The sequence below is a fragment of the uncultured Thiodictyon sp. genome (assembly GCF_903946935.1).
Lineage (GTDB): Bacteria > Pseudomonadota > Gammaproteobacteria > Chromatiales > Chromatiaceae > Thiodictyon.
The window spans coordinates 26928-46030 of record NZ_CAJAXH010000276.1; the positions used below are offsets into that span (position 1 = coordinate 26928).

A 19103-nucleotide genomic window follows, 5' to 3' on the forward strand; every position below is an offset into this window, starting at 1 on the left:
CCAAGGAGCGCGCCGGTGCAAGGTCCGCGGATTTGACTTCGCGCCCGAAACCCCTATAACTGCGGCCCATTCACACTGAAGAGGAACCTGATATGCCAATCTACGAATACCGCTGCGAGGCCTGTGGACATGAGCTTGAGAAGCTCCAGAAGCTGGCCGATGCCCCCCTGACCGACTGCCCGGCCTGCGGCCAGCCGACCCTGAAAAAGCAGATCTCCGCCGCCGGCTTCCGGCTCAAGGGCAGCGGCTGGTACGAAACCGACTTCAAGCAGGGCGACAAGAAGAAAAACCTCCACACCGACGGCGAGAAGACCGGCGGTGGGGGAGGGGGCGGCGCGGCGAAGGCGGACAAGAAGGCGGACGCCCCCAAGGCCGCGGAAAGCACCGCCAAGCCTGCGGAAAGCAAGCCTGCCGCCAAGTCGGACGCGAGCTGAGCGTAAGCCGGGGAGTCGCGTCCCGCCGCGAGGTTCAGTCGCGGCCGGGGGCCGCTCCTACGGGGCCTTTGTCCCCGGCCTGCGCCAATTACCGCATCGCAACTTGCGCGACCGGTAAGGGGCCAGTATCTTGGAGCGTTTTATCCGGGGCCAAGCGGGGCCCCGGATCAGGCTAACAAGGCGATCGGCTCATGCGCACGCACTACTGTGGTGAATTAAACAGCGGCCTGATCGGACAGGAGGTGATCCTGTGCGGTTGGGTGCATCGGCGGCGGGACCACGGTGGGGTCATCTTCATCGACCTGCGTGACCGCGAGGGCCTGATCCAGGTGGTCCTTGACCCGGACCGGGCGGAGGTCTTCGCGCTGGCCGAGCAGGCGCGCAGCGAGTACGTGCTGCGCATCGAGGGCCGGGTGCGTCCGCGCCCGGAGGGGACCGTGAACAAGGACCTGCCGACCGGTGAGGTCGAGGTCCTGGGCACCGGGCTCACCATCCTTAATGCCGCCGAGACGCCGCCCTTCCAGCTCGACACCCACTCGGCCGACACCTCCGAGGAGGTGCGCCTGCGCTATCGCTATGTGGATCTCCGCCGCCCGGAGATGCAGGAGCGCCTGCGGGTGCGCAGCCGCGTCACGCGGGTCATGCGCAACTTTCTGGACGACCACGGCTTTCTGGACATCGAGACGCCGATCCTCACCAAGTCCACCCCCGAGGGCGCCCGCGACTATCTGGTCCCCAGCCGCACCCACCCGGGCGAGTTTTTCGCGCTGCCCCAGTCGCCGCAACTGTTCAAGCAGTTGCTGATGATGTCCGGCATGGACCGCTACTATCAGGTCGCCCGCTGCTTCCGCGACGAGGACCTGCGCGCCGATCGCCAGCCGGAGTTCACCCAGCTCGATATCGAGGTCTCCTTCATGACCGAGGACGCGCTGACCGGCCTCATGGAGGAGATGATCCGGCGCCTGTTCAAAGAGGTGCTGGACACCGACCTGCCCAACCCCTTCCCGCGCCTGACCTATGCCGAGGCGATGCGCCGCTTTGGCTCGGATAAGCCGGACCTGCGGGTCCCGCTGGAGCTGATCGACGTGGGCGACCTGATGGTCGACGTGGATTTCAAGGTCTTCTCCGGTCCGGCCCAGGACCCCAAGGGGCGGGTGGTGGCGCTGTGCCTGCCCAAGGGCGGGGACCTGACCCGTCGGGAGATCGACGAGTACACCAAGTTTGTCGGTATCTACGGCGCCAAGGGCTTGGCCTATATCAAGGTCAACGAGTGGGCCGCCAAGGGCGGCGAGGGGCTCCAGTCGCCCATCCTCAAGTTCCTGCCGGATGCCACGGTCAACGACATCATGACCCGCACCGGGGCGCAGGATGGCGACCTGATCTTTTTCGGCGCCGACCGCGCGAGCGTGGTCAATGAGGCCATTGGGGCGCTGCGGGTGCGGCTCGGCCAGGATCGCGGGCTCATGGAACCCGGCTGGCGCCCGCTGTGGGTGGTCGACTTCCCGATGTTCGAGCATGACGCGGCCAATGCGCGCTGGGCCGCCCTGCATCACCCCTTCACCGCCCCCAAGGAAGACCAGCTCGACCTGCTGGAGACCGACCCCGGCGCCTGTCTGTCGCGCGCCTACGACTGCGTGCTCAACGGCAGCGAGATCGGCGGCGGCTCCATCCGTATCCATCGCGACGCGGTGCAGCGCCGGGTCTTCCAGTTGCTCAACATCAGCGATCAGCAGGCAGAGGACCGCTTCGGCTTCCTGCTCAAGGCCCTGCGCTTCGGCTGTCCGCCCCACGGCGGCATCGCCTTCGGCCTGGACCGCCTTGTCATGCTGATGACCGGGGCGACCTCGATCCGCGACGTCATGGCCTTCCCCAAGACCCAGACCGCCGCCTGTCTGATGACCAGCGCCCCGTCCCCGGTGGACGAGGTCCAGCTCAAGGAGCTGGGGCTGCGTCTGCGGGCGCGCGCCTGAGGTGGCGGCCGTGGCGCTGGAGATCGCAACACGGGTGCCGGCGCAGGCCGCGCCCGGCCCGGGGGACGACGCGGCCGGGGTGACTGGGTGCGCGCTGGACCCGGCAATCGATGAGGAGGCAGAGCCCATGTCCCGCAGCGGCTTCAAGCGGCCCCAATCCGTCCTGGTGGTCATCTGCACCCGGGGCGGTGAGTTCCTGATGATGAGGCGCACCCGCCCCGGCCAATTCTGGCAATCGGTAACCGGCAGTCTCGCCCCCGGCGAGAGCCCGCGCCTGGCGGCCCTGCGCGAGGTGCGTGAGGAGACCGGGCTGCGGGCCGGCTCCGCACTGATTGATCTGCGCCGCTCGGTGCTCTTTCCCATCGTGCGCGCCTGGCGGGAGCGCTATGCCCCCAACGTGTGCTTCAACCGCGAATATTGGTTCGCCCTGGTGCTGGAGACCCGTCGCATCATCAAGTTGGACCCGCACGAGCACCAGGACTACCGCTGGCTCCCGGGCTTTCGGGCCGCCGCCCTGGCCGGTTCCTGGACCAACCGGGATGCCATCCTGGCACTCTCAGGCGGCTGAAGCGGGGCTTGGTCCCGCCTTGTAGGAGCGGCCCCCAGGCCGCGACGCCCCCACGGGGCTTTGCCCCGTGCGTGGGAGCGGCGTCCCGCCGCGCCGATGCTTGCTCAAAGACCGCCAACCCAGGTACGTCCAGCGTGAACATCATTGCCCTCCTTTTGCTGATCGTCTCTCTGGCAGGATGCGCCACTGCGCCAGCGCCAGTGGCATCGCCGGTCGCGTTTTCTGCGGCCGAATATGCGGCGCTGCCAACAAGCGGAAATTCCACGATCGCCGGCCAGGCGTTTCTGACGACACGCAATGGTACTGTCAAGGCTGCGGCCGGAAATGAAGTCCGGTTGAATCCGGTGACGTCTTATTCGCTGTATGTCTACAATAATGCCGCCTCATTGCAGCAAACGCTGGACCCGCGCTGTTTGCAATATCGACGCACGACGCTTGCGGACCGTAGCGGTCGCTTTAGGTTCAAGAATATCCCGGCCGGAGACTATTTCGTCAGTGCCGCAGTCAAATCAGCGGCCGCGACCGGCGGCCAAAATCCCTCTGATAGCCACGCCAGTAAAGTGATCAAGCGGGTGACTGTGCGCCCTGGGGAAAGGGCCGAAGTCATTGTCAGGGAATGATGTCGGGGGCGACAGATGGTGCTGCCACAGCCGCGATACAGTCGGCCATGAGGAGCCGGTCGGCATTGGCCACCAGCCACTGCCGTGCACGCTCCGCACTCGGGCATAAGCTCTGCACTGTCAGCCAGAACCGCTGCGAATGGTCGGGGATGGCCAAGTGCACGACCTCGTGGGTGACGATGTAGCGCAGCACGAAGTCGGGCGCCATCACCAGGCGCCAGTTGAACGACAGATTACCGAGCCCCGAGCAGTTCCCCCACTTGGTGCGCTGGTCCATGATGTAGACCTTGCCGGGCACGCGCTTCACGCGCTGGCTCAATTCGCTCACGTATGGCTCGATGTGCTCACGCGCCCGCTTGCGCAGCCAGTTCTCCAGGGACCGCGCGGGTGGAGTTCGCGACTGCGGCCCAGTGGTGACTTGAATCGCCCCGTCTTGGAGCGCGACCCGGTTCGGGGCCAGCCAGATATCGAGACGCACCACTTGGACCGGGACCGTCTCCCCGCCCAGGAGCACCTCACCGAGCACCCGACGGTCTGGCCGCCGCAACGCCAGCCGGCGTTGCGCGCGCTCCAGTTGCTCCAGCACCCAAGCCGCATTGGCGGTGAGAAAGGCCAGTCCTTCGTCGTCGGTGCGGCTGTCCGGTACGATTAACTCCACCTCGTCGGGCTTGCTGACCTTGATCCGGAGCCGGGTGGCTGCCTTGGATCGCACCAGCCGACACGCCAGTTCCTGCCCGCCGAGCGCGACCTGGTGCAAGACACTGGGGCGGATTGCCTCAGCGGGCGGCATCGATAGTCACCAATTCATTGAGGGCCGGCCCCAGGAATGGCGGGTCGGTATCGGCCGGGTCGAAGCCCAGCGCGGCATAGCTCGGGTTCCAGGACTCGGCCAGGAGCGAGTCCTCCACCCGCATCCGCCCACCCTTGGAACTACTCCAGCCCGGCAGCAATAGCTGGTTGTCGCGCAGATGGGCCAGCATCTGCCGGGCGCAAGTCGCCAGATAGGCCGTATCCTTGCTGGCAGCAAACTGGCGCAGGACCACGAACAAGGCGTATTCGCCGGGCAGGGTGAGGTACAGCGCGCCCGGCTCCTCGACGCGTTTGACGGCTTCGTCGGCGATGTCCCGCAGGACCTTCAGCCGCTCTTCAGCCGCCTTGTCCGCCGCGTCCTTGTTGGCCTTGATCCGCGCCAGCCGTTCGCCCAACTGCCGATAGGTGAAGCCGCCACTGGCGTCCTCGGCAAGCTCTGCCGTCAGCATCGCCTCCAGCGCCGCGGCCTTGTCGGCAGCGCTGGGCAGTTCATCGAGCTTGCCCAGGTAATCCTTGTCGATCTTGAAGACCGGCAACGCCATGGCCGTATCCATAAAGGTGGTGTTCTGCTCGATCAACTCGCGGGTCTTGGCCGAGAGTTCGCCATAGGTGGCACTTTTGGCCGCGCCGCGTTGGCGCCGACGGTGGGCGATATAGATGCCGCACAGCCAGCCGTAGACATCACGGTGCTCATAGAGGCACGGGTCGGGCGATACCGCCTCCCACAGGCGCTCCAGACTCTTGAAATTGACCTCGAACACCTTAGCCGCATCAGGGTCCTTAAGGGCGCGCAGGGCGGCCAGCAGGCAGTCGCGGGTGTCGCTGATCCGGATGCCTTTGAAGGTCTCCAGGCAGCGCGCCACCTCCCCCGGCACCGTGGCCTTCAGCGCCTCCCAGTCGATCAGCGCCTCCTCGCGGATGTTCTCATCGAAGTTGAGCGCCTTGGCCAGGTTGGCGAACACGCCGAAATAGTCCACCACCAGGCCGGTGCGCTTGTCCATGGTCGGCAGCGGCCGGTTGGTGCGGGCGATGGCTTGCAGCAGGTTGTGGTCGCGCAACGGTTTATCGAGGTACATCACCTGCTCCACCGGGGCATCGAAGCCCGTCAGTAGCCGGTCGCAGACGATCAGGATCTTGAGCGGTGGGCGCCACTGGTCACGCGCCTCGCCGTAGCGATCCCGGTTCCACTCCTCCCACTGAGCCGGTGTCAGCTTGAAGTAGTCGATCAAGTCGTCCTGCTTCTGCTTGCCGTAATGGAAGCGGGTCAGGTCATCGCCGTCGTTCTGGCCCTCGGAGATGATCACGTCCGACCACTCGGGCGGCAAGCCGCGCGCCTTGAGCTTGGAGTCCAGCGCGTCCTTGAAGCGGGCGCAGGCGATGCGGTCCACACCCACCAGTTGCGCCTTGAAGCCGCTCGGGTCGGGGTAGGCGAGGAAGTGCTCCAGCATCTTGGTCGTGACGATCTCCACCCGATCCGGATGGCGGGCCAGCTCTTTCCACTGCGAACGCTGGCGCTGGATCAGGTCCTTCGCCTCTTCGTCTTCGACTTCCATGTCCTTACACATCTGCTCGAAGCCGACATTCAGTGCCTTCTCATCGACGATGAAGGGCACCTTGTCCCGCAGGTAATGCACCTCCAGGGTGGCGCCATCCTTGATTGCGCGCTTGATGCCGTAGTAGCTGAGATAACGCTCTTGCTGGCCGTCGAACACCGGGCCGAAGTCGCGATGAGTGTTGGTCATCGCCCGGTCGATAGGCGTCCCGGTGAGGCCGAAGCGGAAGGCATTGGGCAGCTTCACGCGCATGGTGATCGCGTAGCTGTCCGCGGTGCCGCCCTTTTGGGAGCGGTGGCACTCGTCGACCAGGGTGACGATGTTGTCCTCGTCCAGCGGTGTCAGGTCCCCCATCTGCTGGAAGGACTGAAGGGTGGTGACGAAGGTGCCGCGCTGGGGCTTGCCGCTCGGGTTACGCAGGATGCCCTTCAAGCCCTGGACGCCCATTGCCTTCTGCACACCGGGGAAGTCACAGGCGTCGAAGTCGTCGGCGATCTGGGTCTTCAGGTCGCGCCGGTCCACCACGATCAGGATGGTTGGATTGTTCAACCCCAGGAGTCGGGCGAGCTTGTAGGCGGCGAAGATCATCGTCAGGCTCTTGCCCGACCCCTGGGTATGCCACACCAGACCGGTGCGGTCCTGGGCGCTGACTGGCTTACCGATCAGGGCCAGCACGCGGTCCACGATGTCGTTCACCGCCTCGAACTGCTGATAGCGCGCCACCTTCTTGATGGTGCGCCCCTTCTTGGTCTCGAAGACGATGAAGTGTTGCAGAAAGTCCAGCACATGGCAGGGCGCCAGCCGCAACAGACTCTTGACCGGCAACTCCAGCGGATCGTCCGGGTCGTCCGCCGCCGGATCGTTCCACCAGCCTTTCGCGTCCGGGTACTTGGAGAGCCAGGGACCCCAGGTGTCCAGGTGGCGCTCGATCGCGTCCTTTCCGGCATCGTGAAGCAGGACAGCGCCGTAGCGGAAGGCGTCCTCATCGGCAGCCACGCAGAACACATTGGGCGCCAGCATCAGCGGCGCTTGTCGCTGGTACCGGTGCAGTTGGTGCACCGCCTCGGTCCAGTCCTTGCCGCTGCTGACATAGCTCTTGTACTCGGCGATCACCAGCGGGATGCCGTTGACCAGCAATACCGTATCGTCCCGGCACTGCTTCACCCCGGCCACCCGGTATTGGTTGGTGGCGGTGAAGTCGTTCCGGTGTTGGTGCTCCGGCTCGAAGGCGATGAACTGGACCGTGGTCGCATCCGCGCCGGGCGCGAGCGGCACCCGTGCCCCGTCGCGCAGCAGGTCCAGCGTCTCACGGTTGGCGGTCAACCCGTCCGGCTTGCCCATCGCCTGGCGCAGGGCCTGCACGGCGAGCAGGGCTTGCGCGTCCGTGGCGACCTGCGGGTTGATCCGCCGGATGGCCGCGACCAGCAGGGACTCCACCAGCGGGTCCGGCAGCGGGCGCTCGAAGGCCGCCATCGCCGACTCGTCGCGGTAGGTCCAGCCCAGGCCCTGATTGCCGGGGGTGGCGCTGCCGTGGCCGGAGAGCCAGGCGATGACGGGGAGCTCGACGTAGCCGGATTCGCTCATGGGAGGGTCCTTTCTGGTTCGATTTCTTGATTGGCAAGCAATGTGATCACCAAATCGTCCTGACAGGGTACTGGATGATCACTCTGTCGGCGGACAGGATCGTCAAGTTATGTGCGATGGCTTGGCAAATCAGCATCCGATCGAATGGGTCGCGGTGATGATTTGGCAAACCGCTCAAGCAATAGACCGACCTGCTATCCAGCGGCAGGGTTTCGATTGAATGTAATTGGCATTGCCGTTGGATGAAGGTCTCCGCATCGGTCGGCAGCGGCAATTTCCCCAGTTGGTGCTTGACGACGATCTCCCAGACGGAAACGCTGCTGAGATAGACCCGGTTGCCGATGTCGCGAAAGAGCGTCTTGGCGGTTTCGCTCAACTCGGGGGCGTCGGTGGTAAGCCAGAGAAAGGCGCAAGTATCCAGCAGGATGTTCACGACTTGCCCTCGAACGCATCCAACAGCTCATCCGGGAGCGGTTCAAAAAAACTCGCCGGCACTTGCAACAACCCTTTGGCCAAGCCGATCGGGCGTTGTGTCGGTGATGGTTCTTGGTCGGCGGCTAATACAATCACCTTGACCTGCTGGCCTTCATGCCAATCCTGGTAAGCAAACGGCAGTTGAATGGCACCGTCCTGAACCTGGGCTTCAAATTCGATGGCTTGCATGGGTATGGTTGCCTCTATAGACAATGACTTTGAACAACCCTGTCCGGTGGGTTCGCTATCCGGCATTGTGCCTGGGATGGGCGAGCCGCTGGATCACGCGGTATCCACTGACCCCGATCGGGCGGCGAATCCGCTACGCTTCTCCATCCCAGGTAATCAAGCGGGCCAGCCTTTTTCGGCGTAACCGACGATCTCGTCCGCGCTTCGCGGGTCGAACTCCGGTAATGCGGCACAGCGTTGGCTGATGTCCATGATCGCCGCAAATCGCTCCTCGGATGACTGCGGGGCCGGTGCGGCGCCCTTTGCCAGAAGCTGCTCCAACAGGAGAATGACCTCTTGGTCGATGGGCCAATGGTGTATGGACGCCCGCTGCTTTAACCGTTGATGGAGCGTTTCCGGGACATCGTGCAGGGTGATTGTGGGCATGGTCGCTCTTGCCTGTTCATGGGGATGAAGTAAAGTCACAATCGGTGACGCGCACGGTGCCGGTGAGCAGGTCGTGCATCAGGGATTTCTTGAGGGCGGTGAGGGCGAATCGCTTGGCCTCCAACGCATCGAGCATTCGGTCAGCCGCCAATGTTAAGCTGACAATCTCCTCCTGTCGCTCTATTGGCGGCACTGGGACGACGATCTGCTTCACATCCCGGTTATTGATCTTGAGTGTCCCATTCGATGTCTTGGCGCGGCGCAGGATTTGGTTATGGACGATGGGGTGATTCCAAGCGAAGACGGCGAATTCGGGAAGCAGGCGATGGTCGCCGCTATCGCGGAGTATGACGCGCTTGGCAATGTCGGGATAGATGCAGTCATCGGGGAAGTCTGTGACCCGACCGGCCTTGCCGACAAGGTCCGGGTTAGCATTACCACGCACGATCAATATGTCGCCCTTCGATATTCTGAACTTATCCAGAACCTTGGGGTGAACTTCGGCGTATTTCAGGTTCTCGCCATTCGCCAGATCAACCCTGCCACCTCGAATTGCGGCAATGCTGAATGTGGGTGATCCTGGTGGCTGAGACGAGCACTTCGGAGATACTCCATTCTTCGGTTCGCCAACAATGAGTGCTTCCATGGGAGAAAGCACCCAACCGTTCGGCAGTTTCCGCGATGGCCGGTCGGCGTATGCAGTCACGCCCAAGGCTGCATAGAAGAACTCTTGCACCAAAGCGTTCTTGAATTGGGCGGCAAGTCTAATTGCATCCCGTGCCCGCTCAATCGCGGTATCCACAGAATCCAGGATGCGGGCGATGGCGGCTTGTTCGCCGGGTGACGGAGCAGGAATAGTAAGCTGGCGTATATCACGCTCATTGACCGCCGGATAGTTTGTGCCGCACTGCCACGCAACCATTTGCCTGGTTACCTGCTCTGCAAATGGCAGGTACTTCAAGAACTCCGGTTTCATGCCCGCAGCAGCCCGAATTACTGCGAAACCGGTAGAGCAGACGATTGGCCCGCGAAAATCGCACGACGCAAAGGCATGTGATCCCAGCAAGGGCCGGACAGTGCACAGCAGGACATCACCATTTCGGACCACGCGTCTCGCCCGACTGGGTGCGTCGGCAAATCGGATTATAGGTACTGCATTCCAGCTTACTGACCCTGCGTCAACACTGCTGATATCTAGATAGCGAAACTGAAAATCCCCGTCTGTCTGTGCTCCAAGCGTTTCAGGATTGACAACAGCAAAGCGAGGCGAGTCGAACTGCACCCTGATCCAATCGGCTCTGTAGGTTGCGACAGCGCGCTCAACAGGAGTGTTAAAGTGCATATCCGATTTTACCGAGGAGCTCATGTAGCTCACTACGAGCGTCAAAGAAAATCTGTTCAGCTTTCTGAAGTGCGGCCATTGCATCGGCGACTTCAACCCTCGGTTCCGGCTCAAACGTATCGACATACCGCGGAATATTGAGATTGAATTCGTTCTCCTCAATCTCATCGATCCCGACGACCCGGGCATGCTTGAGCAATTCATCGGGGTCACCGTAGATTGCGCCCAACTCGGCGCCGACCACTTCAACATCGCGCCGGTCGTCCTCGGCGCGGCGGCGGGCCGCGGCGATCTTCTCGTCGCGCTCGGCCACCTTGGCGGCGGCCCGGTCGCGCTGGGCCTGGAGCCGGACGAGCGCGGTCTGCGCCTTATCCCTGATAGCCCCGGCGGTGAGCCTGGCCAGCGCCGCACTGTCCTTGGTCAGTTGGGTCTCCAGCCGGGTGAGCGTGTCGGCCCAGTCGGCGTATTCGGCCTCCAGACGTTCCACCTCGTCGGTTTCGCGGGCGTCGATCTGTTTGCCGATACGAAGGCGGTGCCGGGCCACCAGGTCCGGCACCTTGGCCGGGTCGCCATAGGCGTGTGCATGCACCAGAATGCGCATCACGTCCTGCGGGCGGAGTTCGTTCTGATTGGAGAGCTCGCGGTAGTGGCGGGCGGCATAGACCAGCAACACCTGTTCGTGCCGCGCGGGCGGGCGCTGCTTCTTGAGGATCAGCAGGCAGGCCGGCACGCCCGCGCCGTAGAAGCAATTGAGCGGCAGCGAGATCACTGCGTCGATGAGCCGAGATTCCAGCAGTGCGCGGCGGATCAGGTGCTCGTCGTCGGCCTTGCGGCGTTTGATCTTGGGGTTGCCCTCGTCATCGAACTCGCCGGTCTCCTCCTCCACCTCGGGCTGACCGCGAAACAGGACCCCCTGCGGGCAGACGACACCGGCGCGGCCCGTGTCGGTGAGCGAGGCGAGGCAGTGCAGGATGAAGGCATAGTCCCCATAGCCGGCGGGCGGGGCCTTGAAGGCGGTGCCGCGCCCGAAGCGCCCGAAGGGGTCTTTGTAGCCTTCTTTGCCGAAGGTCTCCTTTTTCAGCTTGTCCTTCTTTTTCTTGTCGTCCGTCTGGAATTCGGGCTTGAGCCACCAGAACTCGTCGGAAAAGGGGAAATTGGCCAGTACCAGCGAGAACTTGCGCACCTTGCCCGCGGCCCGAAAGGCGGGGTCGGTGATGGTACTGGCGCCCGCGACAATCTGCGCCTCCAGCCCGTGCAGCACTGAGTTGATCTTGCCGATGGCGGCGTTGCTCCAGTTCATCTCCTGGCCGAAATACTGGGCCGAGGTGGGTCGGTGACCCTGCTCGCGCAGGAAGTCGGCCGAATGGACCAGCATGCCGCCGCTGCCGCAGGTGGGGTCATAGATGGTGTCGCCGGGCTGTGGCTCCAGGATATGCACCAGGGTGTCCACGACCTCGGGCGGGGTGAAGAATTCGCCGGCCTTGGCCCCGGCATCGTCGGCGAATTTCTTCAGCAGATATTGGTAGGCGCCGCCCAGCACGTCGGGGGGCACGCTGGCGTTGGACAGATCGTGGCTGTTGAAGTGCTGGATCAGGGCGTGGACCACCTCGTTGGGGATGAGCGGGCGGCCAGACCCGTCGGGGGCCGGCTGGTTCCAGTCCACGGTGAAGACGCCTTTGAGTTCCTCGTTGGCGTCGGCGACGGCGCGCATGGCCAGGGTGAGTTCTTCGCCCAGGTTGACCGACACGGCCAGGATGTCGCCCCAGCGACAGTCCGCGGGGATGAAAAATCGGTGTGCGCCGCGGGCGCGGAAGACGGCCTTCTGTTGCTCGGTGAAGGCGCGCCCTTGCTGGCGCTCAAGCTCCGCGATGGCCTCGTCCGCCTCGTTCTCCCACTGATCGCACAGGCGCTTATAGAACATCAGCGAGAGGATGTAGTTCTTGTAGTCCTGGCCGGCGGTCTTGCCGCGCAGGATGTTGGCCGCGCCCCAGAGGTGGGCTTCGAGTTGTCGTTGGGTGAGTCTCATCTGCGGCGGGGGTGTCCTTCAGGGTTCAGCGTGCGGGTTTCCATTGTGCAGGTCGCTGCCGTGGTCGGCAACGACCTGCACCGCCGTCGCGAACTTGTCGCGGCTCACCTCCTGGCCGCCGACGCGCAGCGTGGCGCGCGCCAGATCGCCGGCCGTCAGCCGGGGAGCCTCGTCAGACGCTGGCACCTGTTTGGAAGAAGAGGTCTGTTTCATCACGGTTTGCCTTGCGCAGAGGTCCCAGCGCTGCCGCCGCCAGTTCCCACGGGCTTGAGCCACCGCAGCAGCGCCTTCTCCAACTCGACCACCAGGAAGACCCCGGCGCCGACGCCGAGTGGCAATAGCCAATCATGGGCGGTTACCGGGGTGGTTTTGAACCAGCCGTTCATGAAGGGCACATAGACGAACAGCAGTTGCAGTGACATGAGTACTGTGACTGTCAGCCAGGCGACCGGGTTGGTGAACCAGCGGCGCGGGTTGAGGCTGGAGGCATAGAGAAGGCGGCAGTTGAAGAGGAAGAACACCTGCCCCAGCACCAGGGTGTTGACCGCCATGGTCTGGGCAGCAGCGAGCGTCTGGCCCTGACCCTGCTCATAGAGGAAGACGGCGATGGTGGCGGCGCCGATCAGGCAGGAGACCAGCACGATGCGCCAGATAAACCAGCCATTGAGTATGGGCGCATCCGGCCGGCGCGGGGGGCGCTGCATGACGCCCGGCTCGCCGGGCTCGAAGGCGAGCGCGAGCGCGAGCGTGACCGCGACCACCATGTTGACCCAGAGGATCTGCACCGGGGTGAGCGGCAGGGTGAAGCCGAAGACCACCGCCACCAGGATGACCAGCGCCTGGGCGCCATTGGTGGGTAGCAGGAACAGGATGGATTTCTGGAGGTTGTCATAGATGGCGCGGCCTTGCTCCACCGCGCGCTCGATGGTGGTGAAGTTGTCATCCGCCAACACGATGGCCGCCGCCTCCTTGGTCGCCTCGGTGCCCTTGATGCCCATGGCCACGCCTACGTCGGCGCGCTTGAGCGCGGGGGCGTCGTTGACCCCGTCGCCGGTCATGGCGACCACCTCGCCATTGGCCTGGAGCGCCTGCACTAGCCGCAGTTTGTGCTCCGGGCTGGTGCGGGCGAAGACATCGTATTCGCCGACGATGCGGCGCAACTCATCATCGCTGGCGGCCTCCAACTCGGCCCCGCTGATGGCGCGCTCGCCAATGCCCATCTCCCGACCGATCGCACCGGCGGTGCCGATGTGGTCGCCGGTGATCATCTTGACGCGGATCCCGGCCTGACGGAAGGCGGCGATGGCCGCAATCGCCTCCGGGCGCGGCGGGTCGAGGATGCCGACCACGCCCAGGAAGGTGAGCCCGGCCAGATCGGCGGGCGTGAGCTCGGTTTGGCCGTCCGGCGCCGCACCCACCGCGGCGGCCAGCACTCGCAGCCCTTGGGCGCTGAGGGTGTCGATCTGCCCCTCCCAGAAGGCTGGGTCGAGCGGCTCGTCGCGCCCGTCGGCCGCGCGCTGGGTGGTGCAGCGCTCCAGCAAGGCGCCCGGCGCGCCCTTCATCAGCCGCTCGACCCCGCCGGCCCCCGGCACCTCCTGGAGCGTGGCCATGAACTTGTGTTCCGAGTCGAAGGGGATGACCGCCAGCCGCTTGCCATCCCCTCGCGTGAAGCCGAGCTTGCGCGCGAGGGTGCGCAGCGCACCCTCGGTGGGCTCGCCGACCAGCGTCCACTGGCCATCCTCCAGGGCGATCTCGGCATCGTTGCAGCGGGCCATGACCGCGACCAAGTCGGCCAGGTCCGGGGCCTGCGCCAGTTCGACACGGCTGCCGTCGCGGGTGACCTCGCCGTCCGGGGCATAACCGATCCCCGCGACCGCGTACTCGCCGGCGCGGGTGACGACCTGACGCGCGGTCATCTCGTTGCGGGTAAGGGTGCCGGTCTTATCGGTGCAGATCACCGTGACCGAGCCCAGGGTCTCCACCGCGGGCAGGCGCCGCGTGATGGCGTTACGCCGCGCCATTTGCTGGACGCCGAGCGCCAGCGTAATGGTTAGGACCGCCGGCAGCCCCTCCGGGATGGCGGCGACGGCAAAGCCGATGGCGGCCATGACCAGATCGCCGAGCGGGAAGTCGTGCAACTGCCAGCCGATGAGGAGCATCCCGACCGCCATGGCGAGGATGACGAATGAGAGTATCCGCCCGAAGGCGGCCATCTGCCGGGTGAGCGGGGTGGCCAGTGGCTCGACCCCGGCGATCAACCGATCGATGTGGCCCAGCTCGGTCGTGGGTCCGGTGCCGGTGACGACACCCAACCCGGTGCCGCGGGCGACCAGGGTGCCGGCATAGGCCATGCCGTGCCGATCGCCGATCCCCGCCGTCGCCTCCACCGCGTCGGTGTCCTTGTCGGCGGGTACTGACTCGCCGGTGAGTGCGGACTCGTCGATGCTCAGGTTGGCCGTCTCGCGCAGCCGCAGGTCGGCCGGGACCCGGTCGCCGGCACGCAGTCGCACGCAGTCCCCCGGTACCAGGTCGGCCGCGTCGAGCTCCAGCCATTGGCCGTCGCGCCGGCAATGGGCGCGCGCGGCGAGCAGCTTGCGGATGCCCGCCAGGGCCTGCTCGGCCTTGCCCTCCTGGATGAAGCCGATGGTGGCATTGATGACCGTCACTGCGAGGATTACACAGGTGTCGACCCAATGTGCCATCAGGGCCGTCACCACCGCGCCGCCCAGCAGGACATAGATCAGGCTGTCATTGAATTTAAGCAGGTAGCGCTTGATCGGGCCGTCCCGCGGCGGGGTTGGGAGCCGATTGGGGCCCACTGCGGCCAGCCGCTTGGCCGCCTCGGCGGCGGTGAGTCCGTCCGCGCGACTGTGCAGGGTGGTGAGGATTGCCGCGGCCGTCAGTGCGTGCGCTTCGGCCACGCCCGCGCCGCTATTCGGCCCGGTCGCGTCAGTCATGGCCGCCTGGGTCAGGTCGGGGTCGTCGTGGAAGTCGAAGCGATAGAGCAATACCAATGCGATCAGTGTGCCACCCAGGAACCAGTCGGGGCCGATCAGCCATAAGACGAATGGCATGGCCAGGAGAAAGACCCGGGTGCCGCGATTGTAGTGACCGCCGGCACGATTGAGTGTGTCGGCGACCAGGTCGAGCGCCACCCCTCTAAAGTAATTGGCCGGGAGATTGATCAGGAAGCCGGTGTGGTTGTAATAGCGCAGCGCCAGCACAAAGTGCATAAAGCTGCTGAAAAAGATGGCGGCTAACAGCAACAACTTGATGCGCATCAACCCGGTTCCGCTGGGTGCCCAACTGAGCGTTTGTGACAGGTCGGTGAGGTCCAGGTCGCGGAAGGCGACGCCGATGAAGCCCAGGCCGATCAGGACCGAGGTGGAGGCAAAGAGGGTGGCGGACATCACCCAATTGCGCAGGGTCTGGACCGCCAAGATGTCTTTGTTACCGGTGCGTATCGTTTCGACCCAGGCCCGGCGCAGCCGATTGGAGCGGCCACGGTGGGTCAGCTCCGGCTGGTGGCGGAACATCCAACCCTGATATAGCTGGTAGCCGATCAGTAGCGTGACACCCAAGGCATCGATGCCCCAGGTCCAGGGCGCCCGGGTGAGCCCGGTAAGTAATAGGTCAATCGACATAGTGGTTTCTCACCTCTGGGTGACAGAGGAGCTGCAATTAGATAACGATTAAGCCGGTCGCCAGTCGGCATCGATTCGGCCATCGACGATCCCGATCCGGCGGTCGGCGGCGGCGGCGAATACGGGATCGTGCGTCACGGCCACTACCGTCTTGCCCATGGCGTGCGCCAGGTCGCGCAGGATCTGACGCACCGTGCCGCCCGCGACCGAATCGAGATTGCCGGTCGGCTCATCGGCCAGGATCACCAGCGGGTCGTTGGCCAGTGCCCGGGCGATGGCCACCCGCTGGCGCTGACCGCCCGAGAGCTGATGCGGGTGTTTGGTGCCCTGATCGGCGACGCCGAGTCGCTCCAACAACTCCATGCCGCGCGTGCGGGCGGCGGTCTCTTTGAGTCGGCCGAGACGGCGGATCGGCAGGGTGACATTGTCGAGCACCGAGAACTCGGCGAGCAGGAAATGGAACTGGAAGACGAACCCGAGCTTCTCCAGCCGCCGGTTCGCGAGCTCCTCCTCGCCATAGGCACAGGTGTCCTCGCCGTCGAGCCAGACCCGTCCGGCGGTCGGCACATCGAGCAGGCCCAGCAAATAGAGCAGCGAGGACTTGCCCGAACCCGAGGGGCCCATGATGCAGATGAACTCACCCCGCTCGATGGTGAGACTGACATCCTCCACCAGGGTCACGGGGACCTCGCCCGGGAGCGTGCGGGTGAGGTTATCGGCGCGCAGGATGGTCGTCACGCGGCGCCCCGCAGGATCTCGACCGGGTGTACGCTGCCCGCGCGGCGGGCCGGGAGATAGGCGGCGAGGATGCAGGAGGCCATGGCAAAGGCGGTGGCCAGCGCGAATTGTTCCGGTCCCCACCAGATCGGCAGAAAGACCTTCTCCGAGACGCCCGGCGGCTTGATCTGGACGATCGACAGCAACTGCATCAGTCCGGCCCCCAAGGCCATCCCGAAGACGCTCCCGATCATGCCGATGATGACGCCTTCGGACAGAAAGATGAGCCGGATATCGCGGGCGTGAAAGCCGATCGACTTGAGGATGGCGATGTCGTGGGTCTTCTCCAGTACGATGGTCGAGAGGGTATTGTAGATGCCGAATGAGGCGACGATCAGGATGGCGGCCACCACGCTATACATGATGATGTTGCGCACGATGAGTACACTCAGGATATCCTCGGACGCCTCGACCCACGAGGTCGCCTTATAGCCGACCACCGCCTCGATCTGGCGGGCGACCTCGCGGGCGGCATAGGGGTCGTCGAGCTGGATCAGTAAGCGGTTGGCCCGGTTGGAGCGGTCGAACAGGACCTGGGCGCGCTTGAGCAGGGTAAAGGTCTGGTTCTCGTCATAGGCGGCATTGCCGGTGCGAAAGATACCGACCACCTTCATGGCGCGACTGCCGCCGCTGGCGGCCACCACGCTGAGGTTGCGGCCGAGGGTGAGATTGAACTTTTCGGCCAGCCCGGTGCCGATGATGATCCCATTGGGATTGGCCTCGAGCGCGTCGATCGAGCCCTTGATCATCTTTTCCGGCAGGGTCGAGATCGTTTTCATCACCTTGGGCACGATGCCCGACAGGGTCACGCCCTGCTCACGGCCGGCAAAGGTGAGTACCGCCGAGCCGAGGAGTATCGGCGCCACCCGCAGCCCCGGGAGCGATTCGACGAAGGCCAGCCGCTCGCGGTAGCCGCGGATGCCCCGGGTCTCGGTCTGCGGTTTGACGTTGCTGATGTGTACCGCTGCATTCGTCCAGCGCAGTTCGGCCGGCTGGGTGCGGGGGTGGCGGTAGTCGTCCGAGACGGTGATATGGGGGCTGTTGTCGACCAGGCGCTTGATGAAGTCCTTCTCCGAGCCGCGCATCAGCGAGGAGACCGCCAGAAAGAAGGCGACCCCGAGCACCACCCCGGTGAGCGATACCAGGGTCTGGCGCCGCCGCCCGGTCAGGTGCGTGACTGCGACCTCGAGCTGGAGCAACATCAGGGCGATACGGCGGGGGCGGGCGGACGCGCGCGGGCTGCGGCGCCCTCGCGCAGGGTTTCGGTTGGTGTGGCAACGATCTGGGCGGTCGGCCCCAGCCCCTCCAGGACCTCGGTGCGCACGGCCCCGGTCACCCCGGTCTTGACCGGTTGACGGTGCAGTCGCCCGTCGGCCAGGACCCAGACCGCGCCGTTGGTGAGCGCGCCCGAGGGCACCAGCAGGGCGTCGGCCCGCTCGGTGACGATCAGGTTGGCATCGACCGTCATGCCCACCCGCAGGCGCGCCGGGTCGGTGAGCCGGATGCGCACGCGAAAGCTGCGGGCGATCGGGTCGCCCTTGGGGGTGATCTCGCTCACCGTGCCGTCAAACACCACGCCCGGTAAGGCGTCGGCGTGCAACACGGCGGGCTGCCCGACCCGCACCCGGGTGATGTCCTCCTCGTCCACCTCTGCGGTGACGCGCAGCGGTGCGCAGCAGGAGAACCAGAACACCGTCTGGCCGGACGGGATGAACTGGCCGACCTCGCCGTCGCGGCGCAGGATCAGCCCGTCGGCCGGGGCCGTCAGGGTCATGAAGCCGCGCAGGGCGGTGGCGCGCTTAAGACCCGCCTCGGCCATTTCCAGGTCGCTGCGGGCCTGATCCAGGTCGGCCTTGGCCAGCATTTTGCGGCCGGACAAGTCCTCCTTGCGTTGCAGATTGAGCCGGGCGAAGCGCAGGCGCGACTCCAGTTCGTCCACCGTATTGTCGAGGTCCGCGTCGTCCAGCCGGGCCAGCGTCTGGCCTTTCTTGACCAGCGCACCTTCATCGACCTTGACCTCGGCCAGTTTTGCGCCCTGGCGCGGGGCGATCGGCAGCATCACCGTGGGTTCCACGGTGCCGGTGGCATAGATCGCCTCCACCGCCGGGCCGCGGGTGGGCGTGACCACCGCGACCGCGAGCGGACCCGCGCGCCACCACCACAGTCCGCCAGCGAGCGCGGCGCCGCCGATGACGAGGATCCAGACCCATTTTTTTCGCATTGGTCAGTCAGTTCAGATCAATTGGGCCGGTCGCCGCGGCATGTTAAGGCGGGCGGCCCGGCATCGACCAGGGGCGAACCGTGTTCGCGACACGGCGCTGCATCCTCCGGGCACCGCTCAACTACATTGGGGCTCGCCACGCCCACCCCAACTTAGCTTACGGATGAAGGCATTCAAGAGGCCGTGCGGCGCACTTGCCCGTGTATATTTCTACACGGCCAGTCGGGCGCGTGGCCGCAAATGCGCTATTCAGCAAGTCCCTGGGCATAAGCTTCAACTGCCACTTCTTAGGTCTTCGAGTGCCGGTGCCCCTTGTTGAAGCCATGGGGCTATACTTGCCCCCCCGCTCCGGCTTATACTTAGGCCGACTGCGGGTTCTGCCCTGGGCCACCGGAAGCGCCGATTCTGGTGACCGCAACGGTCGGGCCTTTGTCTTGCCGTTGCCGGTCAACCCAGAGGGATACA

Annotated in this window: 16 protein-coding genes; 4 read left to right on the top strand and 12 right to left on the bottom strand. The window is 64.9% G+C overall.

Annotated features, from left to right (window positions below):
- Positions 1–92: 92 nt before the first annotated feature.
- The 4 genes from QZX93_RS24300 to QZX93_RS24315 all read left to right on the top strand — a co-directional run bounded on the left by QZX93_RS24300 (position 93) and on the right by QZX93_RS24315 (position 3592).
- Positions 93–434 carry a zinc ribbon domain-containing protein gene (locus QZX93_RS24300; RefSeq protein ID WP_295391036.1) on the top strand — a complete coding sequence of 114 codons (342 nt, stop codon included), beginning with the start codon at positions 93–95 and terminating at the stop codon, positions 432–434.
- Positions 435–625: 191 nt separating this feature from the next.
- On the top strand, positions 626–2404 hold the full coding sequence (aspS, locus tag QZX93_RS24305; protein ID WP_295391034.1) for an aspartate--tRNA ligase: 1779 nt from the start codon (positions 626–628) through the stop codon (positions 2402–2404).
- A gap of 10 nt (positions 2405–2414) precedes the next feature.
- A complete protein-coding gene (gene nudB / locus QZX93_RS24310) occupies positions 2415–2972 on the top strand; it encodes a dihydroneopterin triphosphate diphosphatase (protein ID WP_366761139.1) in 558 nt (185 codons plus the stop codon).
- Positions 2973–3106: 134 nt separating this feature from the next.
- Positions 3107–3592 carry a hypothetical protein gene (locus QZX93_RS24315; RefSeq protein ID WP_295391032.1) on the top strand — a complete coding sequence of 162 codons (486 nt, stop codon included), beginning with the start codon at positions 3107–3109 and terminating at the stop codon, positions 3590–3592.
- On the opposite strand, the gene QZX93_RS24320 is transcribed toward QZX93_RS24315, so the two are convergent.
- From QZX93_RS24320 to QZX93_RS24375, 12 genes are all read right to left on the bottom strand, one after another.
- Complete coding sequence (locus QZX93_RS24320; RefSeq protein WP_295391030.1) at positions 3582–4382, bottom strand: SprT family zinc-dependent metalloprotease; 801 nt, start codon at positions 4380–4382, stop codon at positions 3582–3584. The genes QZX93_RS24315 and QZX93_RS24320 overlap by 11 nt on opposite strands.
- Positions 4369–7539, bottom strand: a complete 3171-nt coding sequence (locus QZX93_RS24325) for an HsdR family type I site-specific deoxyribonuclease (protein WP_295391029.1) — start codon at positions 7537–7539, stop codon at positions 4369–4371. Before QZX93_RS24325 ends, QZX93_RS24320 begins: the two co-directional genes overlap by 14 nt.
- Before the next feature lie 46 nt (positions 7540–7585).
- A complete protein-coding gene (locus tag QZX93_RS24330) occupies positions 7586–7972 on the bottom strand; it encodes a type II toxin-antitoxin system VapC family toxin (RefSeq protein ID WP_295391028.1) in 387 nt (128 codons plus the stop codon).
- Positions 7969–8202 carry a hypothetical protein gene (locus tag QZX93_RS24335; RefSeq protein WP_295391026.1) on the bottom strand — a complete coding sequence of 78 codons (234 nt, stop codon included), beginning with the start codon at positions 8200–8202 and terminating at the stop codon, positions 7969–7971. The genes QZX93_RS24330 and QZX93_RS24335 overlap by 4 nt, the downstream gene beginning before the upstream one ends.
- Before the next feature lie 156 nt (positions 8203–8358).
- Entirely contained in the window at positions 8359–8628 is a 270-nt protein-coding gene (locus QZX93_RS24340) for a hypothetical protein (protein WP_295391024.1), read from the bottom strand.
- A gap of 16 nt (positions 8629–8644) precedes the next feature.
- Positions 8645–9994 (bottom strand): restriction endonuclease subunit S, encoded by a 1350-nt coding sequence (locus QZX93_RS24345; RefSeq protein WP_295394991.1) that lies wholly within the window; start codon positions 9992–9994, stop codon positions 8645–8647.
- On the bottom strand, positions 9960–11996 hold the full coding sequence (locus QZX93_RS24350; RefSeq protein WP_295391022.1) for a class I SAM-dependent DNA methyltransferase: 2037 nt from the start codon (positions 11994–11996) through the stop codon (positions 9960–9962). The genes QZX93_RS24345 and QZX93_RS24350 overlap by 35 nt, the downstream gene beginning before the upstream one ends.
- 18 nt (positions 11997–12014) lie before the next feature.
- Positions 12015–12209 carry a hypothetical protein gene (locus QZX93_RS24355; RefSeq protein ID WP_295391020.1) on the bottom strand — a complete coding sequence of 65 codons (195 nt, stop codon included), beginning with the start codon at positions 12207–12209 and terminating at the stop codon, positions 12015–12017.
- Positions 12209–15640: an HAD-IC family P-type ATPase gene (locus QZX93_RS24360; protein ID WP_295394987.1), complete on the bottom strand. Its 3432-nt coding sequence runs from the start codon at positions 15638–15640 to the stop codon at positions 12209–12211. The genes QZX93_RS24355 and QZX93_RS24360 overlap by 1 nt, the downstream gene beginning before the upstream one ends.
- Positions 15641–15688: 48 nt before the next feature.
- Positions 15689–16378 carry an ABC transporter ATP-binding protein gene (locus tag QZX93_RS24365; RefSeq protein ID WP_295390459.1) on the bottom strand — a complete coding sequence of 230 codons (690 nt, stop codon included), beginning with the start codon at positions 16376–16378 and terminating at the stop codon, positions 15689–15691.
- The gene (locus QZX93_RS24370; RefSeq protein ID WP_295390457.1) at positions 16375–17619 is read right to left on the bottom strand and encodes an ABC transporter permease; all 1245 of its coding nucleotides are present in this window, start codon (positions 17617–17619) and stop codon (positions 16375–16377) included. Before QZX93_RS24370 ends, QZX93_RS24365 begins: the two co-directional genes overlap by 4 nt.
- On the bottom strand, positions 17619–18638 hold the full coding sequence (locus QZX93_RS24375) for an efflux RND transporter periplasmic adaptor subunit (RefSeq protein ID WP_295390454.1): 1020 nt from the start codon (positions 18636–18638) through the stop codon (positions 17619–17621). The genes QZX93_RS24370 and QZX93_RS24375 overlap by 1 nt, the downstream gene beginning before the upstream one ends.
- Positions 18639–19103 lie beyond the last annotated feature (465 nt).